At 68.7% G+C, this 26,599-nt stretch carries 24 protein-coding genes and 1 pseudogene; 9 read left to right on the top strand and 16 right to left on the bottom strand.

The window, feature by feature from the left end:
• Positions 1–202: 202 nt before the first annotated feature.
• Together xseA and QH195_RS19515 are read right to left on the bottom strand one after the other, a co-directional pair.
• Positions 203–1,480 (bottom strand): annotated as a pseudogene (gene xseA, locus QH195_RS19520) (exodeoxyribonuclease VII large subunit); the annotation flags it as partial.
• Entirely contained in the window at positions 1,477–2,214 is a 738-nt protein-coding gene (locus tag QH195_RS19515) for a lipid droplet-associated protein (RefSeq protein ID WP_280436479.1), read from the bottom strand. The pseudogene xseA and the gene QH195_RS19515, both read right to left, overlap by 4 nt.
• A 259-nt stretch (positions 2,215–2,473) precedes the next feature.
• Between QH195_RS19515 and QH195_RS19510 the strand changes: the two genes are divergently transcribed.
• Positions 2,474–3,481: a 4-hydroxy-3-methylbut-2-enyl diphosphate reductase gene (locus QH195_RS19510; RefSeq protein WP_280426489.1), complete on the top strand. Its 1,008-nt coding sequence runs from the start codon at positions 2,474–2,476 to the stop codon at positions 3,479–3,481.
• A gap of 526 nt (positions 3,482–4,007) precedes the next feature.
• On the opposite strand, the gene QH195_RS19505 is transcribed toward QH195_RS19510, so the two are convergent.
• Positions 4,008–5,012, bottom strand: a complete 1,005-nt coding sequence (locus tag QH195_RS19505; protein WP_280436478.1) for a DUF6542 domain-containing protein — start codon at positions 5,010–5,012, stop codon at positions 4,008–4,010.
• 291 nt (positions 5,013–5,303) lie between these two features.
• Here QH195_RS19505 and QH195_RS19500 point away from each other — a divergent pair, with 291 nt between their 5' ends.
• On the top strand, positions 5,304–6,500 hold the full coding sequence (locus QH195_RS19500) for an exonuclease SbcCD subunit D (RefSeq protein ID WP_280436477.1): 1,197 nt from the start codon (positions 5,304–5,306) through the stop codon (positions 6,498–6,500).
• Positions 6,497–10,393, top strand: a complete 3,897-nt coding sequence (locus QH195_RS19495) for an AAA family ATPase (protein ID WP_280436476.1) — start codon at positions 6,497–6,499, stop codon at positions 10,391–10,393. Before QH195_RS19500 ends, QH195_RS19495 begins: the two co-directional genes overlap by 4 nt.
• Positions 10,394–10,400: 7 nt before the next feature.
• On the opposite strand, the gene QH195_RS19490 is transcribed toward QH195_RS19495, so the two are convergent.
• The 4 genes from QH195_RS19490 to QH195_RS19475 all read right to left on the bottom strand — a co-directional run bounded on the left by QH195_RS19490 (position 10,401) and on the right by QH195_RS19475 (position 15,146).
• Positions 10,401–10,934 (bottom strand): methylated-DNA--[protein]-cysteine S-methyltransferase, encoded by a 534-nt coding sequence (locus tag QH195_RS19490; RefSeq protein ID WP_280426485.1) that lies wholly within the window; start codon positions 10,932–10,934, stop codon positions 10,401–10,403.
• A complete protein-coding gene (locus tag QH195_RS19485) occupies positions 10,934–12,541 on the bottom strand; it encodes an Ada metal-binding domain-containing protein (RefSeq protein WP_432278487.1) in 1,608 nt (535 codons plus the stop codon). The genes QH195_RS19490 and QH195_RS19485 overlap by 1 nt, the downstream gene beginning before the upstream one ends.
• Before the next feature lie 89 nt (positions 12,542–12,630).
• A complete protein-coding gene (locus QH195_RS19480) occupies positions 12,631–12,888 on the bottom strand; it encodes a YbdD/YjiX family protein (RefSeq protein ID WP_348536882.1) in 258 nt (85 codons plus the stop codon).
• Positions 12,885–15,146, bottom strand: coding sequence for a carbon starvation CstA family protein (locus QH195_RS19475; RefSeq protein ID WP_280436474.1), 2,262 nt, complete (start codon positions 15,144–15,146; stop codon positions 12,885–12,887). The genes QH195_RS19480 and QH195_RS19475 overlap by 4 nt, the downstream gene beginning before the upstream one ends.
• A gap of 202 nt (positions 15,147–15,348) precedes the next feature.
• Between QH195_RS19475 and QH195_RS19470 the strand changes: the two genes are divergently transcribed.
• Positions 15,349–15,870, top strand: coding sequence for a pyridoxamine 5'-phosphate oxidase family protein (locus QH195_RS19470; protein ID WP_280436473.1), 522 nt, complete (start codon positions 15,349–15,351; stop codon positions 15,868–15,870).
• On the opposite strand, the gene QH195_RS19465 is transcribed toward QH195_RS19470, so the two are convergent.
• The 6 genes from QH195_RS19465 to QH195_RS19440 form a co-directional block, all read right to left on the bottom strand.
• Positions 15,834–17,078 (bottom strand): hypothetical protein, encoded by a 1,245-nt coding sequence (locus tag QH195_RS19465; RefSeq protein ID WP_280436472.1) that lies wholly within the window; start codon positions 17,076–17,078, stop codon positions 15,834–15,836. The genes QH195_RS19470 and QH195_RS19465 overlap by 37 nt on opposite strands.
• Before the next feature lie 161 nt (positions 17,079–17,239).
• Positions 17,240–17,716, bottom strand: coding sequence for a hypothetical protein (locus tag QH195_RS19460; RefSeq protein WP_280436481.1), 477 nt, complete (start codon positions 17,714–17,716; stop codon positions 17,240–17,242).
• A gap of 29 nt (positions 17,717–17,745) precedes the next feature.
• A complete protein-coding gene (locus QH195_RS19455) occupies positions 17,746–18,834 on the bottom strand; it encodes a MerR family transcriptional regulator (RefSeq protein WP_280436471.1) in 1,089 nt (362 codons plus the stop codon).
• A 56-nt stretch (positions 18,835–18,890) separates the two neighbouring features.
• Positions 18,891–19,325, bottom strand: a complete 435-nt coding sequence (locus QH195_RS19450; RefSeq protein ID WP_280436470.1) for an ester cyclase — start codon at positions 19,323–19,325, stop codon at positions 18,891–18,893.
• A gap of 42 nt (positions 19,326–19,367) precedes the next feature.
• Positions 19,368–19,796 (bottom strand): VOC family protein, encoded by a 429-nt coding sequence (locus QH195_RS19445; RefSeq protein WP_280436469.1) that lies wholly within the window; start codon positions 19,794–19,796, stop codon positions 19,368–19,370.
• Positions 19,797–19,800: 4 nt separating this feature from the next.
• Positions 19,801–20,643, bottom strand: a complete 843-nt coding sequence (locus tag QH195_RS19440) for a helix-turn-helix domain-containing protein (RefSeq protein WP_280436468.1) — start codon at positions 20,641–20,643, stop codon at positions 19,801–19,803.
• Between the two features lie 105 nt (positions 20,644–20,748).
• On the opposite strand from QH195_RS19440, the gene ychF reads away from it, so the two are divergent.
• Positions 20,749–21,843: a redox-regulated ATPase YchF gene (gene ychF / locus QH195_RS19435; RefSeq protein WP_280436467.1), complete on the top strand. Its 1,095-nt coding sequence runs from the start codon at positions 20,749–20,751 to the stop codon at positions 21,841–21,843.
• Between the two features lie 317 nt (positions 21,844–22,160).
• On the opposite strand, the gene QH195_RS19430 is transcribed toward ychF, so the two are convergent.
• Positions 22,161–22,367 carry a hypothetical protein gene (locus tag QH195_RS19430; RefSeq protein WP_280436466.1) on the bottom strand — a complete coding sequence of 69 codons (207 nt, stop codon included), beginning with the start codon at positions 22,365–22,367 and terminating at the stop codon, positions 22,161–22,163.
• Between the two features lie 345 nt (positions 22,368–22,712).
• On the opposite strand from QH195_RS19430, the gene QH195_RS19425 reads away from it, so the two are divergent.
• Together QH195_RS19425 and QH195_RS19420 are read left to right on the top strand one after the other, a co-directional pair.
• Complete coding sequence (locus QH195_RS19425; RefSeq protein WP_280426475.1) at positions 22,713–22,931, top strand: type II toxin-antitoxin system VapB family antitoxin; 219 nt, start codon at positions 22,713–22,715, stop codon at positions 22,929–22,931.
• Positions 22,928–23,341 carry a PIN domain-containing protein gene (locus tag QH195_RS19420; RefSeq protein WP_280436465.1) on the top strand — a complete coding sequence of 138 codons (414 nt, stop codon included), beginning with the start codon at positions 22,928–22,930 and terminating at the stop codon, positions 23,339–23,341. The genes QH195_RS19425 and QH195_RS19420 overlap by 4 nt, the downstream gene beginning before the upstream one ends.
• Positions 23,342–23,456: 115 nt before the next feature.
• On the opposite strand, the gene QH195_RS19415 is transcribed toward QH195_RS19420, so the two are convergent.
• Positions 23,457–24,656: an FAD-dependent monooxygenase gene (locus tag QH195_RS19415; protein WP_280436464.1), complete on the bottom strand. Its 1,200-nt coding sequence runs from the start codon at positions 24,654–24,656 to the stop codon at positions 23,457–23,459.
• Between the two features lie 160 nt (positions 24,657–24,816).
• Positions 24,817–25,401 carry a TetR family transcriptional regulator gene (locus QH195_RS19410; protein WP_280436463.1) on the bottom strand — a complete coding sequence of 195 codons (585 nt, stop codon included), beginning with the start codon at positions 25,399–25,401 and terminating at the stop codon, positions 24,817–24,819.
• A gap of 61 nt (positions 25,402–25,462) precedes the next feature.
• Here QH195_RS19410 and QH195_RS19405 point away from each other — a divergent pair, with 61 nt between their 5' ends.
• Positions 25,463–26,314, top strand: coding sequence for an SDR family NAD(P)-dependent oxidoreductase (locus tag QH195_RS19405; protein ID WP_280436462.1), 852 nt, complete (start codon positions 25,463–25,465; stop codon positions 26,312–26,314).
• 45 nt (positions 26,315–26,359) lie between these two features.
• On the top strand, positions 26,360–26,500 hold the full coding sequence (locus tag QH195_RS19400; protein WP_280436461.1) for a hypothetical protein: 141 nt from the start codon (positions 26,360–26,362) through the stop codon (positions 26,498–26,500).
• Positions 26,501–26,599 lie beyond the last annotated feature (99 nt).

Here is a 26,599-nt window from a genome sequence, read left to right as displayed (position 1 = left end):
GACATGGGCCAGACGTTACTCCGGAGTAGCAAAGCGATAGAGTCCTGTTGAAAGGAGAGTCGCGTATGACCACCAATTCCGGCATTGCAGGGGCCGGCCAGGTCCCGGACGATTTCGTCAGCGGCCTCGAGGGGGTGGTCGGGGGGGGCGCGGGGGGGGCCGGGCCCGGGGTCGGGGACCGACCCTCGCCGAGCGGCGTCGTGCCCAGGCCGGCGGCGGAGATCGCGCCGTCACCGACCCGGATCCGCAGCTGACTACCTGCGGGCGCGTCCTCGATACTGCGCACCACATGGCGTTCGTGGCCTGCCACTCGTTGCACGACAGCGTAGCCGCGGGCCAGGGTCGCGGCCGGACCCACGGCGGTCAGCTGGCGCCGTAGATGGCCGGCGGTGGTGGATTCGGTGCGGAGCAGATCCGTGACAGTGCGGCGTGCGGCGGCGCGCAGGCGTTCGACCTCGTCGTGGCGATGGCCGAGTTCGCGCAAGGGGTCGGCCAGGACCGGGCGCGAACGCAGTTGCGCCAGGGCGGCGGCCTCCCGCTGAACCCAGCCGCGCAGAGCGGCGGCGGAGCGGGAGCGCAACTCGTGGACCAGCGCGGTTTCGGCGGCGGCATCGGGTACGACGCGTTTGGCGGCATCGGTCGGGGTGGCGGCGCGAAGATCGGCGACCAGATCCGACAGCGGGGAATCGGGCTCGTGACCGATCGCGCTGACGATCGGCGTGGTCGCGGCGACGATCGCACGGCACAGGGTCTCGTCGGAGAAGGGCAGTAGATCCTCGACGCTGCCGCCGCCGCGGGCCAGCACGATCACCTCGACGGCGGGGTCGCGGTCGAGTTCGGCGAGCGCGTCCAGGATCTGCGGTACCGCGGATGGGCCCTGTACGGCGGTATTGCGCACCTCGAAGCGCACTGCGGGCCAGCGGCCCCGGGCCACGGTCAGCACATCGTGTTCGGCGGCGCTACCGCGGCCGGTGATCACACCCACGGTCGCGGGCAGGAACGGAAGAGGTCGTTTGATGCGCTCGTCGAACAACCCTTCCGCGGCCAGCAGCGCCTTGAGCCGTTCGATCCGGGCCAGCAGTTCACCGACCCCCACGGGGCGGATCTCGGTGACCCGTAGCGACAGGGTGCCGCGACCGGTGAAGAACGAGAGTTTGCCGTACACCACCACCCGGCTGCCCTCCTGCAGCGGGACGGGGGCATCGCGCAACAGCGCCGGATCGCAGGTGACCGACAGCGACATATCGGCGGCGGGGTCGCGCAGGACGAGAAATGCGGTGCGGGTGCCGGGCCGCAGATTGATCTGGGTCAGCTGCCCCTCGACCCAGATACTGCCGAGCCGGTCGATCCATTGGGCGACCTTCATCGACACCGATCGCACCGGCCATGGCTGTTCGGCGGAATTGGCGGGGGCGGCCGGCTGCCCGGACCGGCCGGAAGCGGCCCGGCCGGCCGCGGGCACCGGATCGGCTCCCGTCACTGGGCTCGCACGGTGGCGATCCGGTTGGTCAGCATGGTCACGAAGGCCGCGCGGTCCCGGGTGCACTGCTCGTAGTCCAGCAGGGCCACCAGGTCGGCGACCGTCAAGGTGCGCAGACGGCCGCGCAACTGGGCGAGGGTCATGTTCGGGTAGTCGTAGCGGGCGCCGACCTCGGGAAGTTCGGGCTCGGGGGCATTCGCCGGTTCCGGATCGTCCGTCACCTCGGGTTCGGTGGTATCGGCTGCCTCCGCTGCTGCCTCGGAGACCGGCGCAGGCTCGGGCTCCGGGGTGGGATCGGTCGCGACCTGCTTCTCCCACTCCTCGGTCTCGAAGGTGGCCGCCTCGGGTACCGGGCTCCCGTTCTGCATCGCGCGCAGACCGGCCAGGGTTTCCTGCAGGGCCAGTTCCACTTCGGCAGGATCGGAATCGAACCGGTCGAATTCGCTGCTACGCGCCGGTGCGGTGCCGGGCCTGCGCACCGGCAGCTCATCATCCTCGTCGAACGTGGCCCATTCCGGCTGCTGTTCCGGACGGTTGACGATCCGGTCGAAAACCGAATCACCCTTGATCGCGAGACTGGTGACGAACTGCTGGGCGTGCATCCCCGCCTGCAGCAGCTGGCTCACCGCGGTGATGGGGAACTTGACCGCCGCGGAAGGCAGCCGTCGCGTCTCCTCCAGGACATAGACGGCGGCTCCGGCGGCGACACGGGCCAGGAACGGTGGTCGAAACATGGTACTAGCCTGCCCGATATCGCATGGTCCGCAAAAGAGGGTGTGCCCGCCCGGCAAGCCGCGGCACGCCCTCGGCTCCGGTCCGTTCGGTCCGCGGCCGGCCCGGATACGGCACCGGCCGTCGTCGCGCACCTCGCACCGCAGGTCAGCGCGGTGCGGCGGCCGCCCGGCGGCGTGGGAAGTGCGTGCCGGTGCCGACGGGGGTGTGCCGCGGCGCACGGGCGCAGCGGGGGCTCGGGTACGCACGTATCCTGTCGGCATGTCCTCGGCCATACCGTTGAATGTCGGAATCACTCGCTCGGCAGGCGCCGCCACCGTCACCGCCGAGGGGAAACGAGTGCTGCTCGCCGAACCCCGCGGCTACTGCGCGGGCGTGGACCGCGCGGTGGAAACCGTGGAGAAAGCGCTGGAGAAACACGGCGCCCCCATCTATGTCCGCAAGGAGATCGTGCACAACCGCCATGTGGTGGAAACCCTGCGCGAACGGGGCGTGATCTTCGTCGACACCACCGACGAGGTGCCCGAGGGCGAGCTCGTGGTGTTCTCCGCCCACGGCGTCTCCCCGGCCGTCCACGCCACCGCCGCCGAACGCAACCTGCGCACCATCGACGCGACCTGCCCCCTGGTGACCAAGGTCCATCAGGAGGCCAAACGATTCGCCCGCGACGACTACGACATCCTCCTCATCGGCCATGAAGGCCATGAGGAGGTCGAAGGCACCGCCGGAGAGGCACCCGACCATGTGCAGTTGGTCGACGGGCCCGACGCGGTCGCCGGGGTGCGGGTGCGCGACGAATCCAAGGTGATCTGGCTGTCGCAGACCACGCTCAGCGTGGACGAGACCATGGAGACCGTTTCCCGGCTGCGCGAGAAGTTCCCGGCGCTGCAGGATCCGCCCAGCGACGATATCTGCTACGCCACGCAGAACCGGCAGGTCGCGGTCAAGGCGATGGCACCGGAATGCGATCTGGTGATCGTCGTCGGGTCCCGGAACTCGTCGAACTCGGTGCGACTGGTGGAGGTGGCGCTGGGCGCCGGCGCCGCCGCGGCGCATCTGGTCGACTACGCACGCGAAGTGGATCCGGCCTGGCTGGAAGGCGTGCAGACGGTCGGAATCACCTCCGGAGCCTCGGTCCCGGAGATCCTCGTCCGTGGGGTGCTGGACATGCTGGCCGAACACGGCTTCGGCGAGGTGCAGCCGGTGACCACCGCCAACGAGACCCTCGTCTTCGCTCTGCCGCGAGAGTTGCGCGCCGCACGGCGCTGATCCGGCGGCCTGCCCCGGCCGTCGGTCCGGGCACCCGCACAGCGCTCGCAACGGTTGCGGTGACCGGTCGGCCGGTCGTGCGGCAGCATCCGTGCCGTCGGTCCGGCACCCTCCCGGCGCCCGTTCGGCCACGGGTGGTCGACTCGGTGATCGTGGCGGTGACGCCCGGAGGGTTGCGATTACGCTGGTATGCGGCCGGGTGAGGGTACGTAGCTCTCCCCGCTGGTCTGCGGACGCGCCGATGCCGGCTCGCGTGCGGTTGCCGTCTGGTCGGGTGACGCGCGGGACCGGAGTCGACCGCAGGACGCGCAAGTGTGACGCCCCACCAGGTGAGCCGGTGTCCGAGAACGGCGCGTTCGGGCGCTGCCGCGCGGCGGTTGCGGGCCGGCGGGTCCATGCGCTGTCCGCCGACTGTCACCAGGGCGCTGCCGGCCACCTGACAGGTTGTGCGATCAACAGGAGTGCCGAAGCATGTCGGCGCCGATCTGCGACACGCCCTGCCTGCGGAACTGCTGTCCCGGCCCGTTCACATCCGTTCCGGGCGCCGGCGTTCCGGGATGGGCTCGCGATCGCGGAACCGGGCGACCTGCGGCTGGCGCGGTGGTTCGCCGCCACCGCGCCGGGGGCGGGCTCGAGCCGGTTCTTCCGGAACCGGGGCACCGGGGTGCGGCGGGCGGGGCTGATGCACTTCCCGGCCCCGCGGCTGGCCCTCCCGGGAGCGCGGTGCTGCCGCGCGTGCCGGTTGTTCGGTGGCCGGCCGGCCGCGTCCATCGCGGCGCGGGGGTTCGGGGGCGGATTCGCGCGTGTAATCCGGCTCGGGGTTCTGCGGGCGCTTCGGCCGGGATTTGGCCTTGGTCTTCGTGCTCGTCTTCGTACGTGCGGCCAGCGTTTCGGCGCGGGTGGGTTTACCTCCGCGGGCTGTTTTGCCTTCGCCCGCCGCCGAACGCTTCGACTGTCCTCGCCCGGGGTGCTTCGCGGTATCGCGGCGCGGCCGGTCTTCCGCGCGGCTCCTCGGCTCCGCGCGGCCCGTCCGCCGTTCGCGCCGTCCCCAGCTGGTGCCGCGGCGTGCCTCGGCGGTTTCCCGGGCCGTTTTCTCCGACCGGTACTGCGCGATCCGGATCGCGGCCACCAGCAATACCAGCACGGTGGCCAGCATCATCGGAGGGAAGCGGTGGACCAGGGGGATGGCCAGGTTCAGCAGGATGTCCTTGAGCGAGGAGGTACTACTTCCGGTGAGCTGGCGATAGGCGATCGGAACCGCGATGAACAGCAGCAGCGGGGGTAACACCATCGTCGTGAACAGACCGCGGAACCGCACGGCCGCCACGGCCGCCAGACAGCCGACGATATAGAAGGCGCTGAAGGTACCGGTGAGGTCCGTGACATCGCCGAGGGCATCGATGAGGAAGCCCACGAAAGTACACGCCGCCGCGATGAGCACCGCGGCATACGCCGGTACGCCCGGCACCGTCGGCAGTAACGAACGTTGCGGCGCGGGCACCCGGGAATTCACTCGTTGGGAAGCAGCCACGTAATGAACACTATCGCCCGGAAGGGTCGGCCGTGTTACGGCACGGCGGGTCCGGCGCCACGATTGTGCGGAAACCGTGCTCGGCGGGCGTATTCATGACTGTCCAGTCCCGTAGGTGGCGCCCGCCACGATGGCTCATTCGAGACACGGGCCGGACTGAGACACTGCCGCCGGTGCGCGATGCGTCCGGATCGACGGGCGGAGAAGGACGTCGGCGTGTTGCCGGTGTGGCGCGACCGGGAATCGGATTCGCATTGAAAGCTGTCGGTGGGTTGCCCTAAGTTCGCGGTCATGCGAATCCTGCATACGTCGGACTGGCATATCGGGCGCACCTTCCACGGCGTCGACCTGCTGGCCGACCAGGAGCGGGTCCTGGAGGCGATAGCCGAACTCGTCGCCGCGGAGGAGGTGGACACCGTTGTGCTGCCGGGCGACGTCTACGACCGATCCATCCCCAGCGCCGACGCTATCGCGGTGTGCAACAGGGGTTTCGAGGCGATTCGCGCTGCCGGGGCACGGATCGTGGCCACCGCGGGCAACCACGATTCCCCCACCAGGCTCGGGGCCGGAGCCAGTTTCGCCGCCGCCGGCGGGCTCTATCTGCGCACCACCGTGGCCGATTCGCACCGGCCGATCCTGCTGTCCGACACCTTCGGCGAGGTCGCGTTCTACGGGATCCCCTACCTGGAGCCGGAGATATGCCGGGCAGAACTCGGGGTTCCGCAGGCGCGCTCCCATGCCGAGGTGCTGGCCGCGGTGCTGACCCGTATCCGCGCCGATATGGCGGAGCGCCCGGGCGTCCGGGCGGTACTGCTGGCGCACGCCTTCGTGGTCGGTGGGGTGGCCGGTGGTTCGGAGCGTTCCATCTCGGTGGGCGGAGTGGAGACGGTTCCGTTGCAGTTGTTCACCGATCTCGCCGCCGACTATGTCGCCCTGGGGCACCTGCATTCCCCGCAGACGCTGGCCGAATCGGTGCGCTATTCGGGATCGCCGCTGCCGTACTCGTTCGGTGAGAGCTCGCACCGGAAGAAGGTGTGGCTGGTGGATCTCGACGCCGCGGGTCCCGCCCGGGTGCGGGAACACGAACTGCCACAGGTGCGCGGACTGAGCAAACTCACCGGAACCCTGGAGGATCTGCTCGGCGATTCCGCGTGGGAGCCGGCCGAACAGCACTACGTCTCGGTCACCCTCACCGATTACGCCCGCCCGGTGGACGCCATGCGGAAACTGCGGGAGCGATTTCCGCACGCGGTGCATGTGGAATGGGAGCGTCCACAGGCGGACACGGCCCTGAAGTACCGGGAGCGGGTGCGCGGCCGCGACGATACGGATATCGCGCGTACGTTTCTCAGCGATGTCCGGGGCGAGCCCAGCGAAACCGAGATGCAGTGGCTGACCCGGGCGATGGCTGCTGCGGTGCGTGAGCCCGAGTCCGGCGGTGGCGCCGCCGCGGAACCGGCGGCCGCCCGAACGGAACTCACGGCATGAGGCTGCACCGGCTGCAGATGACGGCGTTCGGCCCGTTCGCCGAAACCACGACGATCGATTTCGACGAACTCGGCGCGGACGGGTTGTTTCTGCTGCACGGTCGCACCGGCGCGGGTAAGACCACGATCCTCGACGCCATCGCCTACGCGCTCTACGGCCGGGTCCCCGGTGCCCGCGGGGACAAACGCCTGCATTCCGACCACGCGCCCGCGAATATCCGGCCGGAGGTGGATCTCGAGGCGACCCTGGGCGGCCGCCGGGTGCGGATCATCCGCAGCCCGGAATTCGAACGGCCCAAACTGCGCGGCAGCGGAACCCGGGTGGAGAACGCCAAGGCCACTCTCACCTGGCTGGACGGCCGCGGCACGAATCTGTCGCGGATCAACGAGATCGGCGACGAGGTCATCCGCCTGCTCGGAATGAGTGCCGACCAGTTCTTCCAGGTCGTTCTGCTACCGCAGGGAGATTTCGCTCGTTTCCTGCGTGCCGAGAACGAGGACCGGGAACGGCTGCTGGAGAAGTTGTTCGACACCGGCCGCTTCGGCACGGCCGAACAGTGGCTCGCCGCGCAGCGCAAGAACTCCGGTGAACAGATCGGAGCGCAGCAGCGCAATGTCGAAGATCTGATCACCCGGGTCGCGGTGACCGCCGGTATCGACCGCACCGAACGGATCGACATCCTCGACGCGGTCGAATGGTCACAGGATCTGTTGACCACCGCCCGCGGCGACCTGGATATGGCACAACGCGAATTGGCGTTGCGCCGGGCGGAATCGGCGGACGCCGACGAACAGGCGGAAAGTGAACGACGCGCGGCCGAACGGCGCCGCCGTCTCTCGCTCGCCCGGCAGCAGCTCGACGACTACGCGGCCGGTGCCCGGCAACGCGAAGCGGACCGGGCCGAACTGGAACGGGCCCGACGTGCCGAGCCCGTGGCCGCCGGGCTGACAGAAGCCGAGGCAGCGGTGGAAGCCGCGCGGGGATGCGAAGCGGAGGCCGAGGAGGCGGCCCGGCGATTGGCTCGGCTGGCCGCTGCCCCCGAAAGCTTGGATGTTCCGGGAATTCACCTGGTACGGCCTGGGGCGCACAGCGATCGGGCCGCCGGGAACCGACCCGGTGAATCCGCTCAGGGCAACACCGTGGCCGGTGAACTCCATACCGGAACCGAGTCGAGTCGCGACGAAGACGGCGACGACTTCGCTCTTTTCGCCCTGGAACCGGAGCGAGCGGTGGGTGTATCGGTGCCCCCCGAAGCCGAAGCCGAAGCCGAAGCCGAAGCCGAAGCCGAAGCCGAAGCCGAAGCCGAAGCCGAAGCCGAAGCCGAAGCCGACACGGTGTCCGGACCGGGCGCGACCGTCGATTCCGGTGAGGACACCGCGACCGGCGCTGTCACACGGCCCGCTACGGAGAACCCGGACGAGGATCTCACGCTGGATACCGCGATCCGCGGGTGGAGCGCGCACCTGGGCAAACTCGAGGAAATCCGATCTGCCGCCGCGGATGCCGAGAAGTTGCGGAGCGAACTCGGCGAACTTCGGGAAACCGATACGCGGCTGCGCGACCGGGCCGCCGAACTCACCGCCCACCGGGCGCAGTTGCCGGAGATCCTCGCGGCCGCCCAGGCCCGGGCACGGGAGGCCGACGACGCAAAGGCGGCGCTGCCCGGGCTGCGGTCCGACCACGAGCGGTTGCGGCAGGCGGCCACGGCCGCGGTCGAACTGGCCGGGGCGCGGACGAGGCTGGACAGGGCGCGTGTCGATTCGGACACGGCGCGGGCGGCGCATCTGGAAGCCCGCGAGCGGGTGCTGGATCTGCGTGCGCAGCGTCTGGCCGGGATGGCCGCGGAACTGGCCGGGCACCTCGTCGACGGACAGGCCTGCGCCGTGTGCGGATCGGCCGACCACCCACAGCCCGCGCGGCCCGGCACCACGTCGGTGTCCGAATCGGACGAAGCGGCGGCGGTCGCGGCCGAACACGCTGCTCACCTGACGCTGGAACGTTCCCAGAGCGCGATGGCCGAGGTGGAACGCGAGATCGAAGCCCTCGTCGCCCGCGGCGGCGATACCGACCGGGTGGAACTCGCCGCCGCCCTGGACCGGGCCACCGACCGCTGCGGTGACGCGGAAGAACTGGCCGCCACCGCCGACGAATGCGCCGCCGAGCTCACTCGCCTGCGCGCGGACGAGAATCGGCTGCACGATGCCCTGCGCGAAACCGAGACACAGGCCGGCGCGGTGGCCGCGCAGATCCGGGCCGGACAGCACCGCCTCACCGAAATCGAGCGCAAACTGCGCACCGCGGCGGGTCGCGACATGACGATCGGCCGGCGCCGTGAACGCCTGTACGCGCTGATCGCCGCCGCCGGGGAACGGCGCGAAACCCTGGCGGCCGCGCGGGCCGCGTGGGACAAGGTGGCAGGCTGTGTTGCCCGAGTCGAAAAGCTGGCGACCGCAGCAGGTTTCGGTTCGTACGCCGACCAGAGCGTGGACCGTCAGGACACTGCCCCGGATGTCTGTGCCGCAGAGGTGCCCGCCGCCTACGCGCCGGGTGATGTCGGGCTCCCGGCGGTCACCGATGTACCCGGCGGGCCTGGATTCGCTGCATCGGCGGAGCCGTCAACGGTCGCGCCGGGTGCGGCGGGGGACGACTACGGACGGAATGCGGCCGGTGCCGTGGCGGCGTCGGCCGGCGCCGGGGCCACCGACGCCACGGGGGCGGTCGAAGGACCGGCAGTGCGGGGCGTTGCACGGGACGCCGGCGGACCGAAGCCGTCCGATGTCGCCGGAGGTGCCGGCGAGCCCGAGGAACCCGGGATGTCCGGTAGGGCAGAGGGTTCCGGTATCGCCGGAGTGGCTGGTACCGCCGCGGGCTCCGGTGTCTGGGGGGTGGCTGGTGAGTCGGAGGGCTCTGGTGTCGTGGGAGTGGCGGGTGACGCCGAGGGGTCCGGCGCAGGCGGGGTGGCGGGTGATCCGGAGACCGCTGTGGCGTCGGGAGCGCCCACTGTGCCTGCGGCACTACTGGCCGTCCTGCGCTGGTACGCGCCTCTGATCGCGGTGGCGACCCGGACCCGGGAACGGCAGGAAACCATCCGTGCAGCACTGGCCGCCGCCGAGGAGTTGCGGGCGGCCGCACAAGCCGTGGTGGACGAACCGGAGATCCAGGCGGCCGCCGCCGCCGAACCCCGCGACCCCGATGGACTCGCGGAGGCGGTGCACAAGGCGCGGCAGGCGCTGGACGAAGCGGTGGCCGTACACGGGGCCGCCGTGCAGCGGGTGACCCGGCTGGAAACCCTGTGCGGGCAGTTGTGGGCGGCCGTGGATCTGATCACCCCGGCCCAGCGGGCGCACCGGGAATTGGCGGAGCTGGCCGAGGTGGTGGCCGGCCGTGGCGAGAACAACCGGCGGATGTCGCTGCGGTCCTATGTGCTCGCGGCCCGGCTGGAAGAGGTCGCGGTGGCCGGGTCGGCGCGACTGCGCCGAATGTCGGGCGGACGGTTCGAATTCGTGCACACCGACCGTGCGGGTACGCACGGCCGGCGTGGCGGGCTGGGACTGGATATCCACGACGACTACACCGGTGTCGTCCGCCCCGCCCGCACACTCTCCGGCGGTGAGACCTTCATGGCTTCGCTGTCGCTGGCGCTGGGCCTGGCCGATACCGTCGCCGCCGAGGCCGGCGGGATCATCCTGGATACCCTGTTCATCGATGAAGGTTTCGGCAGCCTGGACGCCGACACGCTGGATGCCGTGATGGGCGTGCTCGACGAGTTGCGCGCCGGCGGCCGGGTGGTCGGCCTGGTGAGCCATGTCGACGAGATGCGCCAGCGCATCCCCAGCCGCCTCCACGTGATCCGCGGACCGCACGGTTCCCGGGTACAGGCCACCGTGGTCTGAATCGGTGTCAGCGGCGCGACTCGTGGTCGAGCAGCCAGCGTTTGGCGGGCAGCCCCCACCGGAAACCGCCCAGGGTTCCGTCGGTGCGCAGGACCCGGTGACACGGCACGAAGAGCGCGGCGGCATTGCGGGCGCAGGCGCCGGCGGCGGCGCGGGTGGCGGCCGGGCGGCCGGCGCGGGCCGCGAAAGCGGTGTAGGAGATCGGGTCTCCGGCGGGTACCGTGCGCAGCACATCCCAGGCGTGGGCGAGGAATTCGCCCGACTGTTGCCGTACCGGGACGGTATCGATCGCGGTCAGGTCGCCACGGTGATAGGCGGTGACGGCAGCGGTCACGGAGCCGAGTTCGGTGCGGGCGCGCAGGTCGTTCGGTCGCAGGGTGGAATGCACGAGAACACGCAGGTCTTCCGGTGCCGCGGTCCAGCCGGCCGCCAGTACCGCCCCGTCCGCTGCGACGATGGTGGTGAACGGGCCGATCGGCGTATCGACCGTTGCGAAATCGGCTGTGCCGGTGCGGGCGGGGGAGAGGGTGGGAGCGGACATCACGAGGTACTCACTTTCGCTTCGGATTCGGCGGTTTTCGGCACGGCGGCGCCGTTCGCGGCGCGGGCACGCAGTTCGGACCGCCACAGTTGCATGGACAGGTAGGAGCGCCAGGGCGACCAGCGCGTGGTGTCGGACAGGTCGATCCCGTGCCGGGCGGCGCCGCGGCGGACCACGAGATCGGTGGTGAGCGCGATATCGGGGTCGGCGAGCAACCGCATGGTCACATAGTCGGCGGTCCACGGGCCGACGCCCGGGAGTGCCAGCAGATCGCGGCGCAGGTCCGCGGCCGTCCGGCCCTGGTGCAGAACCAGTTCGCCGCTTGCCAGCGCGGCCGCGACGGCGGTGATCGACCGGATCCGCTGGGCGGGGCCGGCCAGTACTTCCGCGCCGTTCTCGGCGATCGCCGCGGCGGTGGGGAAGAGTCGCGGTATCGGCCCGTCGGTGGGTTCGCCGAGCGCGGCGACCAGGCGGGCGGTATGGGTGTTCGCGGCCGCCACCGAGATCTGCTGCCCGATCATGGTGCGCAACAACAATTCCGGTGCGTCCGCGCATCCGGGTACCCGGATGCCCGGGGTGAACTGGGCGTCTTCGCCGGTCGACGTGCCCGGCAGCTGCCCGGAGTGCAGGAGCGCTTCGTCGATGGCGACCGGATCGGCATCCAGATCCAGTAGATGCCGGATCCGGGCCACCGTGGGTGCGAGATCGCGCATATCGCGCAGCGCCAATTCCGCGCGGACATGGCCGGGCAGCACACTGAGCCGTATTCCCGCGTAACCGTGCGGGGTGCGGAGATTACGCAGGTAGGTGCCTTCGCCGGCCGGTCCGGACTGCCACAGCTCCAGCCCGGGGGTCGTATGGGCCGACAGAAACCATTCCAGCCACTCGCGATCGAGGGGCTCGCGATAGGGCAGGCGCAGGGTGAGGGTGCCGCAGCCGGTGGTGGCCGCCGGGTCGTTCGCCCATTGCCCGTCCGCACGAGCCTGCCCCGGTGATTCCGAGCGGCGCTGCCGCTGTGTTCCGGAGCGACCCCGCCGCTGGGCCTCGGTGCGCATCGTGCTGGGGCTGACCGCGAATACTTCCCGCACGGTGTCGTTGAACTGGCGGATACTCGCGAAGCCTGCGGCGAAGGCGATATCGGACATCGGCATATCCGTGGTCTGGATGAGCAGCCGTGCCGTATGCGCCCGATGGGCCCGCGCCAGTGCGAGCGGCCCGGCGCCGAGCTCGGTGGTCAGGACCCGGGTGAGCTGGCGTTGTGAATAGCCCAGTTTCGCCGCCAGCGCCGACACGCCGCCCCGTTCCACCACCCCGTCGCCGATGAGCCGCATGGCCCGGGCCGCGAGATCCGCCCGGGTGTTCCACAGCGGTGACCCCGGCGCGGCATCGGGCAGGCAACGCCGGCAGGCCCGGTAACCGGCCTGCTGGGCGGCGGCCGCCGTGGGCAGGAACGTCACGTTGGCGGGTTTGGGGGTGATGGCCGGGCAGGATGGGCGGCAGTAGATCCCGGTGGTGCGGACGGCAGTGTAGAACTGCCCGTCGAACCGGGAGTCGCGCGCGGTGACGGCGCGGTAGCAGCGCTCGAAATCCAGGACCGTGATGCTCACCCGGTTCACGATGTCAGGTCGGGCGGGCTGTGGCTAGCGGAAAACGGACATCGCAACCGGCGAGTCTCCGAGGTGCCGCAACCGATCGGTCAGCAGCAGCGGGCGCCCGGGTTCCGTTCCGCGTCGGCATACCGTTCACGCCAGTAGACGCGTTCGTCGGCGATCGGCTCGCCCGGATGCGCCCGGCGCATATGGGCTACATATCGCTGGTAATCCTGGCCGCCGAGGACGGAGTCGACATACCAGACGACCGACCGCGCCGCCCGGACCACCGCGGCTGCCCCCGCACGCCACGATGTGTGGCGTGCCGGGGTGTCCGGGCGATCCGGGACGGCGGGGCGGATCAACTACGTACCTCCGCGTGGGCCGACCCCGGTACCGCGACCTCGCCCTTGGCGATCAGCTCGTCCCACTCCTGCTGCACTTTCTTCTCCGCGGAGGTCGCCAGGAAGCCGCTGGGTGCGAAGATCTTCGACGGCTCCTCCGGCGATTCCGTGGTGGACGTACCGCCGGCCTTCCAGGCCCGGTAGCACACCCACGCTCCGGCCAGCACCACGATCAGCACGAGCCCCGCGAAGACGATCGACAGCGTGCCCTGGATGAACGTATTGCGAATCACCGCGTCCACGTCATCGGGGGTTTTGGCGGTCAGGCAGAGGTCACCGGCATCGCGGGCGGCGCGGCAGATGCTGTTCTGCTTCCAGTAGCCCACCTTCGGGTCGGCGGAGAATATCTTCTGCCAGGAGGCCGTCATGGTGACGATCAGATCCCAGGCCAGTGCGATACCTGGGATCCAGGCCCATTTCGTCAGCCCCTTCTTCACCAGGATGGTCAGCACCACCACCAGTGCGATCGCCGCCAGCAGCTGGTTGGCGATACCGAACAGCGGGAACAGGGCGTTGATGCCGCCCAGTGGGTCGGTGACGCCCATGAGCAGGATCGAACCCCAGGCCGCCACCACGATCGCCGAGCACAGCCAGGCGCCCACCCGCCAGGACGGATCGGAGAACTTGCGGGCCGGACCGCGCAGATTACCGAGCGAATCCGAGAGCATGAACCGCGCCACGCGGGTGCCCGCGTCGATCGTGGTCAGGATGAACAGCGCCTCGAACATGATCGCGAAGTGGTACCAGAAGGATTTCATCCCGGCGCCGCCGAGGAATCCCGCGAACACCTCCGAGATACCGATCGCCAGGGTCGGCGCGCCGCCGGTACGGGAGATCACCGATTCCTCGCCGACATCCACCGCGGCCTGATCGAGTGCGGCACCGCTGGTGGGCGGACCCGACAGACCCAGGCTGTTCGTGTAGGCGGCGGCGGTTTCCGCGGTACCGCCGGTCGCACCGGCCGGGGCGTTCATCGCGAAGTACAGATGCTGGTCGATGATCGAGGCCGTGATGATGGCCATCACCGCCACGAACGACTCCATCAGCATGCCGCCGTAGCCGATGACCTTGGCGTGCGATTCCTTCTCCAGCAGCTTCGGCGTCGTCCCCGACGACACCAGTGCGTGGAAACCGGACAGGGCACCGCAGGCGATGGTGATGAACAGGAACGGGAACAGGCTGCCCGCGAACGCGGGACCGGTGCCCGAGGTGGCGAACTCCGAGATCGCCGGCGCCTTCAGTACGGGCATCGTGACCAGGATGCCGACGGCCAGCAGCCCGATGGTGCCGATCTTCATGAATGTCGACAGGTAGTCGCGCGGCGCCAGCAGCAGCCAGACCGGTAGCACCGAGGCCACGAAACCGTAGGCGATCAGCATCCACGAGATGGTGACCGGCGAGAAGGTGAACCAGCCCGCCCAGGTCTCGTTCTCGTTGACCCAGCCGCCCGCGATGATCGCCAGGATCAGCAGTACGAACCCGATGGCCGAGATCTCACCGACCGCACCCGGCCGCAGATAGCGCAGATAAACACCCATGAACAGGGCGATGGGGATGGTCATCGCGATGGAGAAGACACCCCACGGGCTTTCCGCGAGCGCGTTCACCACGACGAGTGCGAGTACCGCCAGCAGGATCATCATGATCACCAGCACGCCGATGATCGCGGCCACGCCACCGATCGCGCCGAGCTCGTCGCGCGCCATCTGCCCGAGGCTGCGGCCGCGCCGCTTCATCGATACCCACAGCACCAGGTAGTCCTGGACGGCACCGGCGAACACCACACCGACGATGATCCAGATGGTCCCCGGCAGGTACCCCATCTGTGCCGCCAGCACCGGTCCGACCAGCGGACCCGCACCCGCGATGGCCGCGAAATGGTGCCCGAACAGCACCCGGCGGTCCATCGGCATGAAGTCCTTGCCGTTGTCCAGGATCTCGGCGGGCGTCGCGACGTCGTCGCGGGGTTTGACCACCTTGTATTCGATCAGCCGGGCATAGAACCGGTAGGCGATGATGTAGGTGCAGACCGCGGCGATCACGATCCAGACGGCATTGACCGACTCACCGCGCGCAATCGCGAGGATCGTCCAGGCCACTGCCCCGAGCACCCCGATGGCCGCGAAGATCGCCTTCTTGGCGGGTGTGATCGGGGAGCGGTCGACCACACCGACCGGTGGTCGGTCGGGGTCGGTCTTGAGGTATTCGATTGTCCCCATCGGGCAACTCCTGTACAGCGAGCGGACATGCCTGTCACATGAAGTTAACCGATGGGTACCGGACGGTCGGACGATTGCGCCGAACGGTCGCTGTGGCGCGCCGAGCGGACAGTGCTCCGTCCCGCGCGGCGCCGGCCGGTCGCCGTCGAATCGAGCAATTTCGGTCAACCGCGGCGGGCCCGGGCGCGTTTACGGTGGGGCAATGCGCGAAACTCCGGAAGAACTGGCCGAACTGCAGGCCCTGCTCGATACCTCCCTCGCCGGCTCCACGAGCCACCTGCGTTCGATCATCGCCACGGATCGCACCTTGACCGCGGCACAGCTCACCGCGGTTCTCACCGGTATGCGCACGCTGGCGCTGTCCACCGTCACCGCCAAGGGAGAACCACGGATCAGTGGCGTCGACGGGCACTTCCTGCACGGCCGCTGGTACTTCGGTACGGCGCGTAACGCCGCGAAGGCCCGCCATCTCGCGGCGCGTCCGGGTGCCAGCGTCGCGCATATGGACGGTGAGGAACTGGGCGTGTTCACGCACGGCACGGCGGAGATCCTGAATCCGGCGAGCGGTGAGCCGGACGCCGAGTGGCCCGAGCTGCTCGCGTACTTCAAGGACCACTACGGCGACGATGCCTTCGACTGGGACAGCGACGTCGTCTTCTACCGGTTGCGTCCGCACTGGATGACCGTCTACGCGCCCGACTTCGCAAAGCTCGTCGCGCCCTGACCATGGCCGCCGCGAAGTGAACGCCGGACGCGAATCCGGGCCACCGGTAACCACAGCACGGCAATGACCGCCAGCGTGAGCGCGTGCCAGGGTAAGCGCCACCACCAGGCGGTCACCGGCAGAAAAGATGGTCCGGTGGCGGCAGGGGCGGCGAAGGACCAGGCAAGGAAGGCATCGCCGATCGGGAGCACGCCGAAGGCGTAGCGCTTGGACTCGCCGAGCGTAACCGGTACGCCCAGGCTTTCGCCGAGGCCGGTGAGCGCTCCGGCGAGGGACTGATCACCGTGCATGCGGGCCGCGCCGAGAGCGACCACCGTGGCCGAGGCACTGACGCCGAGAATCAGCGGCCCGGAATCCACATCGCCCGCACCGTCGCGCCCGTGCGGATACTCGCGTACCCCCGGCAGGCCGAGTGGGGTGCCGACGAACGCGCTACGGAACGTGGCGTACTGCTCGCCGGCCCAGGTGCTGTCGATTTCCGGCAGGAACCGCTGGATCAGGGCCTGGGAGGAGCCGCGCGCGCCCTCGGTCACGGGTGCCGCCGCGTGCGGAAGCAACCCGGTCGCCGGATCGAGCCGGTTGCGAGCGGATACCAGCCATTGGGATATCGCCTGTCCGAAACGGGGCGCGACCACCCGATCGTGCAATCGCAGCGCCGCGACGGCGACCACGCTGTCGACCGGCCAGGCCTGCCCCGGATATGCCTCGAGAAACGGCCCGTCCGCCTCGAAAGCTGCCGCGAGCGCCGCGCAGTCGGCGGTGAACTGCGCCCTCTCCGCTGCGCCGGGGCCGGCCAGTTCGATCACGGCCCCGCGCAATCGACTGGACCAGCCGACGTAGAACACTCCGTGCGCCGGACGCAGGCTCGAATCGAAAGGATCTCTCCCCGAACGTGATTCCAGTCGTTCCAGCGCCCAGCGTGCTTGACCTATCGCTTCGTCCCGATATGTTGCGTCGTCACGGGCGATATCGGTCCACGCCAACCCGTACAGGGCATGTGCGAAGAAGAACCCCTCCGGGAACATGCCCTGCATCTCCTCCCCGAGCCCCGCCCCCAATTCCGTGCGCAGGAACCGCAGTTGGGCAATGACATCCGTGCGTGGCTGTCCGTCCCGGTACAGCCGGACCTGCGGAACGAGGATCAGCAACGTGAGAACGGCCGCGACGGTGACATACATTGCCCGCCCGACGGCCCGGAAGGAGATCACCCACCGACCCTATCCAGGCGGTGTCCGGCGCATCAGGTGATCTTCTGCCCGTGCGGGTGAGACCGGAGTGACGGTCCGCGGCCTCGCTGCCGTGCGCGTGGAGAGATCGGCGTTACCGCCTGCCGGGACAGTGACTTTCGTGCGGCCCGCCGCTGATTCGTTCAAGCCTTCGGCGCCGGCGCACTTGGGCGGGGCTCTGTTGATCGCTGGGCGATCGATTCCGCGACCTCGTCGAGGGCAGTACGGATCATCGCGCCGTAGGCGTCGTCCGGGAGGGCATTCAGATGTCTGCGGGCGGCGGTGATCTGTTCGCCCGCCGCGTCCCACGACCCCAGCCGCCGGTAGTTGTCGGCCAGGTTGAGGTGCAGTGAGGGATAGAAGCCGGCCACGTGCAGGCTCGCGTGGTACTGCTGGGCTCGATCGTCGCCGAGGGTGTCGGCGGCGTCGAGTGCCCGGATATCCCAGGCCAATGCCTGGGCGGGATCGTCGTAGAGGTCGGCCAGGTAGTGGGCGAGGGAGCAGCGGTGCAGCGGGTCGCCGGCGGTGCCGATCTCGGCCCAGAGCTCGAGCAGCCGGGTACGCGCGGTTTCGAGATCACCGGTTCGGCCGAGCACGACGGCCTCGTTGATCGCGTTCATGGTGGTGTCGGGGGACAGCTGGTCGGTGGTCAATTCAGGGTTCCGTTCTCTGTGTCGACAACTGTGGGGTCGGCCGGCATGGCCAGCGTGGTGAGATCGCCGTTGTCCGCGGACCGGACGACCATCGGGTCCCGCGGGCCGCCGATATCCATCCGCACATCGGGGCCGATGGCGGTGGCGACGGCCGGGTGCAGGATGGTGAAACCGAAGACGAGATCGCCCGGTGGCCCGGTGACCAGCGCGGACATTTCGGATACGGGTTCGTCTGCCGTACCGGAGACAGTGACTGAGCCCGGCGCGACAGCGAACCGGAGGTAGCGTGCCCGCTGTTGTTCCAGTGCGCGCATCAGTTCGTGTTTCGGGACCACCACGTGCGTTTGTGCCGAGGGTAGCGATGCCAGCAGTGCGCGGTGATCGGGGAACGGGTCGGTCAGCGTCCGGCAGGTGCGCACGACTCCGTCGTCCGAGCGGAACCGGATGCTGTGCTCGCCGGCTTCTAGATCCACCAGGTGGGCCCGGCGGATCTCCTGCAATGCCGCGCTCAGATCGGCGCCGTCCACGGTCGCCGCCCATTCGGCCGATCCGGCCTGTTCGGGGACTACGGTGCGGGTGGACAACCGGTACCGGTCGGTGGCGGTGAGAGTCAGCGAGTCGGCTGTTGCCTCCAGCCGGACGCCGGCCAATACCGGCAGGTCCGGGTCGGCGCCGGTAGCGGCGAGGATCTGCTCGACCGCCGCCGCGAGCACCGGCCCGCGCACCGTCGCCACCGGCCATCCGGCGGATTCGCCCAGGGCGGCCTTCACGATCTCCGCGGTCCGCCGCGCCTGCTGGGTGCGCTCGACCAGCCGCGCCATATGGTCGTCGATCAGCCCGGCGCCGGCGTGCGCGTCGGCCGCGAGCACCCGGGCGATACCGTCCAGTGGCATACCGATATCCCGTAGCCGCCGGATGGTCACCGCCCGAGCCACCTGCTCGGGGGCGTAGTAGCGGTAGCCGGTGATCTCGTCGACCCCGGCCGGCGCGAGCAGGCCGGAGTCGTCGTAGAACCGCAGCGCGCTGGCGGTGATACCGCAGGAGCGGGCGAACGCGCCGATGGTGATCAGGTCGGATTCGGGCACCCGCCCATCATCGGGCTTCGAGCAACCTGAAGGTCAAGCGCGCGGGAGCGCGTCGATCAGCCCAGTGCGTCCAGTTGCCGCATCAGGAGCAGATCGGCACCGTGCGGCCAGTATTCGGCGAGCCGGTTGTCCGCGACGCGGAACAGGTCCATACCGGGGTAGCGCACCCGGGTGCCGGCCGCGGCCCCGACACCGGGCACGCCTCCGATATATCTCCCGGCGAATTCCCACCGCGCCGCGATCCAGTTGCCGTCCACGATGGGTTGGGTGAGCAGCGTGACCGAGACGTTGTCGAACATGGTGAAGGTTTCCTGGACCTTCGCGGCGATCGCCTTCGGGCCTACCGGGTCCTGGCTGCCACCCCAGTGCCCCACCGCGTCCGGTGCGAAGATCTCCGCGGCGATCGCCGGCATCGCATCGGGAGCCGAATTCCACAGTCCGGGCAACCACCTGTGGTAAAGGGCGCGCATCTCGTCGTTGTCCATCGGCATCGTGTCCCCTTCGAGGTGTCCGAAACGGAGCAGGTCGTGGTGTCACTGGCCGCGGTAGGTCCCGAAACTCCAGTAATTGCCTTCCGGGTCGGCGACAGTGAACCCGCGCGATCCGTAGTCCTCGTCCTTCAGTCCGGCGACCGTCTCCGCGCCCGCGGCCGTGGCCCGCTCGTAGAGGGCGTCCGGGTCGGTGCAGACGACATACACGGATTCGGTACCCGGTGTGCGCCGGTCCGGCAGGCCGCCACCTCTGCCGGCGGTGCCGAACATGATTCCGCCGCCTTCGGGCCAGCGCAGTTCGGCGTGTTCGATCACCGACGGATCGTCGTCCCGGGCATATATCGCGGTCAGTTCGAACCCGAAGGCCCGGACCAGGAAGTCCGCGGTGCCGCGGGCGTCCCGGAATCCCAGGCACGGCCAGACGGTCGGGGCAGGTGTGGTTGTCGTGGTGTTTTTCTCGGTTGCGGTCATGGTTTCAGCCTGGCCCGCCGGCGAGCTCCGGGTCTTGGACGGATGGAATCTCCTCGGCGAGCCACTGGGTCGGGCTGCACCCGGCCAGCCGTGCGAACTCTCGGTTGAGATGCGGTTGGTCGTAGTACCCGCAGGCGGCGGCCACCTGCGCGATCGAAACGAACGAAGGGGTGTTCAGCAGCATCTGCTTGGCCCGCTCGAACCGCGCTATCCGCCCCGCCACCTTCGGGCTCAATCCGAACTCGCCGGTGAACCGTTTGGTGAGGTACTGCCGGCTCCACCCGATACGTTCGGCGAGCGGTTCGACGCCCACCGTCCCGTGCGACCGCGCCACCGCCCGCCATGCCCAGGACAGCTCCGGGCCCACGGTCCGTTCCGGGATCAGCAGCCGGGTCAGCACGCGATCGCAGGCCGCGAACCGCTGTGGCCAGCCGGAATGCTCCTGGAGCTCGTCCCACAGTTGCCGTCCCGGCGCGCCGATGAGATCGGCGAATTCGATCGACGTACTCCACAGCTCCGCCGCCGGCAGTCCGAACAGCGCCCGGCAACCTATCGGGGTGAGTTTCACGGCGACACCCTCCTGAGTACCGTCGTGCGCGATCATCGCCGGGGTGTCCTGCAGGCCGCCGAGCACGCAGCGGTAGTTGTCCGGGGACTGGCGGGCATCGGTCTGGCTGATCACGTCGATGACGGGCCCGATGGCGACGATGAATGTCATATGCCGTGACGGCAGTCCACGATGCAGGCCCGCTTCGAACCCGGTCATCCGGTAGCCGATGTATCCGTCGATGAAAGCGGCCAGCGCCTGGGTTGGGTGGGCCGTCACCACCTGAGAGGTCGGCTCCATAGCTGTCACGCTACGCCGGTCCGGAGCGCATCGCCGCCGGGGTTTCCGCGCCCACGCACGGCCGACCGCCGACCCGGCCGCTGTCCCGCGTAGACTCCAGTCCTCGTGAGTCTCACCCTCGGAATCGTCGGCCTGCCCAACGTCGGAAAATCGACGCTGTTCAACGCGCTGACCCGCAACGACGTGCTCGCCGCGAACTACCCGTTCGCGACCATCGAGCCCAACGTCGGTGTGGTTCCGCTGCCCGACCCCCGGCTGGAGAAACTCGCGGAAATCTTCGGCTCGGCCCGTATCGTCCCCGCCACGGTGTCCTTCGTCGATATCGCCGGCATCGTGAAGGGCGCCTCCGAGGGCGCCGGCCTGGGCAATAAATTCCTCGCCAACATCCGCGAAGCCGACGCCATCTGCCAGGTCGTCCGCGTGTTCGCCGACGACGATGTGGTCCACGTGGACGGCCAGGTGAACCCGGCCTCCGATATCGAGGTCATCGAAACCGAACTGATCCTCGCCGACCTGCAAACCCTCGAGAAGGCGGTCGTCCGGCTCGAGAAGGAAGCCAAGGTCAAGAAGGACCGCAAGCCCTACGCGGACGCCGCGAAGCAGGCCCAGGAAATCCTCAACGGCGGGCGGACCCTGTTCCACGCCGCGAAGGAGATCGACGGCGAACTCCTGAAGGAACTGTCCCTGCTCACCACCAAACCGTTCCTCTATGTCTTCAACGCCGACGAATCGGTGCTCAGCGACGAGGCTAAGGTCGCCGAGCTGAAAGCCTCAGTGGCCCCGGCGGATTCGGTGTTTCTGGACGCGAAGGTCGAATCCGAACTCCTCGAACTCGACGACGAATCCGCCGCCGAACTCCTGGAATCCATCGGCCAATCCGAGCCCGGTTTGCACGCCCTGGCCCGCGCCGGCTTCCACACCCTGGGCCTGCAGACCTACCTCACCGCCGGTCCGAAAGAGGCCCGCGCCTGGACCATTCACCAGGGCGATACCGCACCCAAGGCCGCCGGTGTCATCCACACCGACTTCGAACGCGGCTTCATCAAGGCCGAAGTGGTGGCGTTCGACGATCTGGTCGAGGCCGGGTCCATGGCCGCGGCGAAGGCTGCGGGCAAGGTCCGGATGGAAGGCAAGGACTACGTCATGGCAGACGGCGACGTAGTGGAGTTCCGCAGCGGACTAGCGTCTGCGAAGAAGTAGCGCAGGGCGTGTACCGCCGCTGGTAGAGACTCTGCTGAGCCCCCATCTGGTTTCCGGGTGGGGGCTCGGCAGTACTGCCGGCGCCGCAAGCTGACCAGTTCGCTCAACGGGGTGTGCGGCACTACAGGATGTTCGTGTCGAGGGGTTGCTGGCCGCCCGATACGGTGGGTAGAAATCCCCAGGGGATGTGATGGACGACTCGAGTTTGCTGACCGGCAGTAGGCATGTCCTGGGCTGCAGTTTTCCCTCGCCCAGTCGGCGCGCGTCGTGGATGTCGGGGACAGTGCTATCTGCGGCGTGGATGTCGGGGAGGTGCGTCAGGGGAGATGCATCAGCTGTCGAGCAAGGCCGAACAGGCGGCTGCCGAGCTTGATGACGGGAAGCCCCAGCGGAATCAGGAGGATCGTCGCACACAACACCGCACCGAGGATCCACACCACGGCCGCCAGCAACCCGACCACCGTGCCGAGCACGGCCGTTACGATTCCCAACACGAAATTGAGCAGGCCCTGTATCGCTCGCATGACGACCTTTCTGCTTTCCATTATGCGCTCTTGCCACCCGACGCGTCGTTGCCCATACCGACTGGCCGCTGGAAAGCCGCCCCCCTTCGCGGCCGATCGCAGCCAATTCTGAGGCGCTGAGACGTCGGGCTGAGGGCCCATTCGGCATCAGAAAGCTACTCAGTTGGAGTCTGATCTGTCCGGTGACGCGACCATGCTCGGTAGCGGTCCCGGGTTTGTGCAAGGTCAGTTGATGTTGCGGGCCGCGGGTGATGGGTTGCTCGAGCCGGAGTCTCGGAACGGTCGGGGTGGCCCCATCAGGCCGCTCGATATATAATCACTCATATAAGACTGAGAGGGGCTGTCATGACAGTCACCAGCGTTGACCTGGATCCGCGGCTCATCGAACGTGCTAGAGCGCTAACGGGCGAGCGATCGAACCGGGCCGTCCTCGACCTGGCGTTGCGCCGACTCATCGCCTCGAAGCAGAAGGGTGCGATGATCGACGGTATCGCAGGACTGACCGACCTCGACAACGAGCTCGGCGCGCCGGTGGTCTCTCCGGGCGAGTCCGAGCCTTCGTGACCGACTACCTGGTCGACAACTCCGTCTGGGCGAGGTTGGCCACTGGGGACCCGGGTATCACTGCGCGACTGCGACGTATCGAGCGAGCACCGGCCGACCTGTTCGTCACCTGCCCGCCGCAGGTGCTCGAGTTCTGCCACAGCGCCCGAACGCCCGAAGAGCACGCGAACTACCGAGAGCAGATCTCTCTCGGATTCCCGCTCGAGCACGCACCCGATGAATCGCTCGTGCTCGATATCCAGGCAGCGCTGTGGAATGAGGGGCTTGTCCGGGCGGCCGGCTCACAGGACATCCTCATCGCCGGCTATGCCATCGTGAACGATGCGACCGTGCTCGCCGCGGACCACGATTTCGAGCATATCGCGAGGGTATCCGACCTGCAGTGCGAATACATCGCGCCTTCGCTATGACGTTGGTTCGCGGCGGAACGCGTTGGAGTTCCGAAGCTGGGCAACCTCATAGCGAAGCAGGTCGACGGCGTGTGATGACGTTGCTACCAGCCTGTCGATAAGGTCGAATTCCGCTTCAACGTATAGCGTCCGAGAGGGAGTCCGGCACCCCCTTGTAGTCCGGCAGTTCTACGCCGTTGATCGCGCGCTCGACCAGCTCGGCGAACCACTTTCCGGTGAAATCGGGGATCGGTTCGGCATTCGGGTCGCCGACGTCGCGACTGCGGGCGTTCAATCGGGCGATCTCCTGGTTGGCCTGGACGAACGGGCGCATCCGCTCCTCGTAGGCGGCGAACCCGGCCGCCGGATTCCACCCGGCGGTGGCCAGCTCACCGGCCAGCACGTACGCGCCGACCAGTGCCAGTCCGGTGCCCTGCCCGGACATCGGTGACGAGCTGAATGCCGCGTCCCCGAGTAACCCCACCCGTCCGCTGGACCAGCGGTCCATCAGCACCTGGGCGACCTGGTCGAGGTAGAAGTCCGGAGTATCGTCCAGATGCGCGAGGATGGCCGGGGTCCACCAGCCGAAACCGGCCATCTGCTCACGCAGCAGGCGCTTCTGGGCCGCGACGTCTCGGTAGTCGACGACGAGACCGGCCGCGGGGAAGGCGAACATTGCCATTGCACGGGTGGCGTCCTGTATGGGTCGCAGGCCGGCCGAGCGCCCCGACTCGTGATACTCGATCAGCCATCTGTCCAGCCCGAACTCGTTGGGCACGCTGTAGAAGGCCAGTATATGCCCGAGGTGGCGGACGAACTGCTCGTGCGGGCCGAAAACCATTGTGCGCAGCGCCGAATACAACCCGTCCGCGCCGATCACCAGCTCGAAATGCCGCCGATCGCCACTTGCGAAAGTCACGTCGACCACCTCCGTGTCCTGGGTGAGTTGGGCGATCCGGTCGCCGAAGACGTATTCGACGCTGTCGCGGGTGTCGTCGTAGAGCACCTGCGACAGGTCACCGCGCAGGACCTCGATCTCCGCGATGAGTCCGTCGCCCCCGTCGTCGTCCACGCGGAAGGTCTCCAGCACATTGCCGTCCACGTCCACCGTATGCGCGCCGATGGTCTGGGTGCAGGCCGCGCGCACCGCCGGGCCGAGACCCATCCGCCGGATGACCTCCTTGGTCACTCCGCGCGCGTCCACAGCCTGCCCACCCGGACGCAACGCGGGAGCCCGCTCCACCACGGTCACTTCGGCCCCCCGCCGACGTAACCAGTGGGCCAGTGCGGGCCCTGCGATACTCGCCCCCGCCACCAACACTCTGGTACCACTCACTGCGCCTCCCGGTCACCCCGGCCGGATCACTGTCCGGACCCATTACTTCTGCTCTGACCCATTGCTCGTCGGTGTATCCAGAGGTGTCGACGCCGGGTCCACCCAGAACTCATCGCTCCGGCCGAGAGGTCGGAGGACCATATGATGGCTCCGGGCTCGGTCAGCCCCGGACCGCCGTCACTGCCTCGTCGTAGAGTTCGGCGAGATCGCCGGCACCGTCCGATTCGATCCACGCTTCCGAGGCCGTGTCCAGGCATGCGAGTGCCGCCGCGACGATCGCGGTGGCACGTAGCGTCGCCCGTTCTGCGGGCCCGTCCATCCGTGCCGCGAGCAACGGTACGAACATCTCCTGCCAGCGCAGTCGTTTCTCCATCAGTCGTGCCCGCAGTGTCGGGGTGTCGAAAAGCATTTTTCCCAGCGCGAGGGCAGCGTCCATATCGGGGACCGTGGTTTCGCGGCTGGCGTGGAGGGCGGCCCGGAGGGCTTCCCATGGGCCTTCGCCGGCGGGCCGGGCGGCCAATTCGCCGGCGATCACTCGGCCACGGGAGACGAGGTCGCCCAGGACGATGTCTTCTTTGGTGCCGAAGTAACGGAAGAAGGTCCGCCGGGAAACGCCGACCGCCTCCACAATGCGGTCGATCGGGGTCTCGTCGAAGCCGTCGGTGAGGAACATCTCGAGGGCGGTGCCGACGATTTCGCTCCGGACGGCCGCACGCTGGCGGTCCCATACGGTTTCCTTCGCCATGCGCGGAGCATACCTCGTGCCAATCTGGCACTCAGTGTCAATCTGGCCTAGCATGTCAGGTATGCCGATTGCATATTCCGATCAGACCGTGTTGATCACCGGGGCCAGTTCCGGAATCGGGCGGGAATTCGCGCGGGCGCTCGCCGCGCGTGGGGCGGCGCTGGTGCTGGTGGCCCGGCGTCACGACCTGCTGGACGAACTTGCCGCGGAGTTGCGGTCCGCGCACGGAGCCGTGGTCGAGGTGATCCCCTACGATCTGGCGTCACCTTCCGCCGGACCGGATCTGCGGCGGGCCGCCGCGGAGCGGAACTTGCGGGTCACCAGCTTGATCAACAACGCGGGGTTCGGCACCTTCGGCCACTTCCGCCATGAGGACCCCGAACAGCTCGCACAGGAAATCGCGGTGGACGTATCCGCGCCCGTGCAGCTCAGCTCGGCATTCCTGCCGGATCTGGCCGCGGCGGGCAACGGGTTTCTGATCAATGTCGCGAGCATGGCGGCCTATGCGCCGACGCCGCGCATGGCGGTCTACGGCGCGTCGAAGGCGTTCGTGCTCAGCTTCACCGAGGCATTGTGGTCGGAAATGCGTGATAGTGGTGTCGCGGCTTTCGCGTTGTCGCCGGGGGCGACGGATACCGAGTTCAATGCGGTCGTCGGTACCGATGATGCGACCGCGGGCGCGCGGATGCGGTCGGCGGCCGAGGTGGTGGCGACTGCGCTGGCGCATCTCGACCACCGGTCTCCAGGTCCGAGCGTCGTCGACGGGGTGAGCAATCGGTTTGCCGCGGCGATGAGCAGACTGGTGAGCCGGCGGGCTGCGGTCGTGCTGATGGACCGGTTGTCCGACCCGGGTCGACGGCGTCCGTCACGAGGGCGCGAAGGCAGGCGGTTGATCGGCTGTGCGTCTGCGTGAAATATCTGGCCGCAGTACGAGTGGGAGCCCGGACATCTCGTGGGTATGCCGGTGCTGAGTTACCCGTCCGATCGGTGGGACGAGCCGGCGGCCCTGCTCGGTCCGTGTCATGACGAATTGCGGGCGGCTCTGGCCGTGGAAGTCGCTCGATTGCAGAATTCGGCCGAGTTCCGGTTCGGCGTCTGATGGATCGGCGTGGTAGCGCAGCGGTGCACCGCTGAGCTACCCGAGGCCGTTTTCCGGCCTCGGCCGGGTCGACGCGCTGATCAGCGGATCACTGGGCGC

This window comes from Nocardia carnea, assembly GCF_029868855.1.
Lineage (GTDB): Bacteria > Actinomycetota > Actinomycetes > Mycobacteriales > Mycobacteriaceae > Nocardia > Nocardia carnea_A.
This window is presented reverse-complemented; position numbering and strand designations above follow the sequence as displayed.

What these genes read in the sequence shown, in the direction of transcription:
- QH195_RS19515 (WP_280436479.1), bottom strand. Translation starts at nt 2,214, where the DNA reads ATGTTTCGACCACCGTTCCTGGCCCGTGTCGCCGCCGGAGCCGCCGTC.
- QH195_RS19510 (WP_280426489.1), top strand. Translation starts at nt 2,474, where the DNA reads ATGTCCTCGGCCATACCGTTGAATGTCGGAATCACTCGCTCGGCAGGC.
- QH195_RS19500 (WP_280436477.1), top strand. Translation starts at nt 5,304, where the DNA reads ATGCGAATCCTGCATACGTCGGACTGGCATATCGGGCGCACCTTCCAC.
- QH195_RS19495 (WP_280436476.1), top strand. Translation starts at nt 6,497, where the DNA reads ATGAGGCTGCACCGGCTGCAGATGACGGCGTTCGGCCCGTTCGCCGAA.
- QH195_RS19490 (WP_280426485.1), bottom strand. Translation starts at nt 10,934, where the DNA reads ATGTCCGCTCCCACCCTCTCCCCCGCCCGCACCGGCACAGCCGATTTC.
- QH195_RS19475 (WP_280436474.1), bottom strand. Translation starts at nt 15,146, where the DNA reads ATGGGGACAATCGAATACCTCAAGACCGACCCCGACCGACCACCGGTC.
- QH195_RS19470 (WP_280436473.1), top strand. Translation starts at nt 15,349, where the DNA reads ATGCGCGAAACTCCGGAAGAACTGGCCGAACTGCAGGCCCTGCTCGAT.
- QH195_RS19460 (WP_280436481.1), bottom strand. Translation starts at nt 17,716, where the DNA reads ATGAACGCGATCAACGAGGCCGTCGTGCTCGGCCGAACCGGTGATCTC.
- QH195_RS19450 (WP_280436470.1), bottom strand. Translation starts at nt 19,325, where the DNA reads ATGCCGATGGACAACGACGAGATGCGCGCCCTTTACCACAGGTGGTTG.
- QH195_RS19445 (WP_280436469.1), bottom strand. Translation starts at nt 19,796, where the DNA reads ATGACCGCAACCGAGAAAAACACCACGACAACCACACCTGCCCCGACC.
- QH195_RS19440 (WP_280436468.1), bottom strand. Translation starts at nt 20,643, where the DNA reads ATGGAGCCGACCTCTCAGGTGGTGACGGCCCACCCAACCCAGGCGCTG.
- QH195_RS19430 (WP_280436466.1), bottom strand. Translation starts at nt 22,367, where the DNA reads ATGCGAGCGATACAGGGCCTGCTCAATTTCGTGTTGGGAATCGTAACG.
- QH195_RS19425 (WP_280426475.1), top strand. Translation starts at nt 22,713, where the DNA reads ATGACAGTCACCAGCGTTGACCTGGATCCGCGGCTCATCGAACGTGCT.
- QH195_RS19410 (WP_280436463.1), bottom strand. Translation starts at nt 25,401, where the DNA reads ATGGCGAAGGAAACCGTATGGGACCGCCAGCGTGCGGCCGTCCGGAGC.
- QH195_RS19405 (WP_280436462.1), top strand. Translation starts at nt 25,463, where the DNA reads ATGCCGATTGCATATTCCGATCAGACCGTGTTGATCACCGGGGCCAGT.
- QH195_RS19400 (WP_280436461.1), top strand. Translation starts at nt 26,360, where the DNA reads ATGCCGGTGCTGAGTTACCCGTCCGATCGGTGGGACGAGCCGGCGGCC.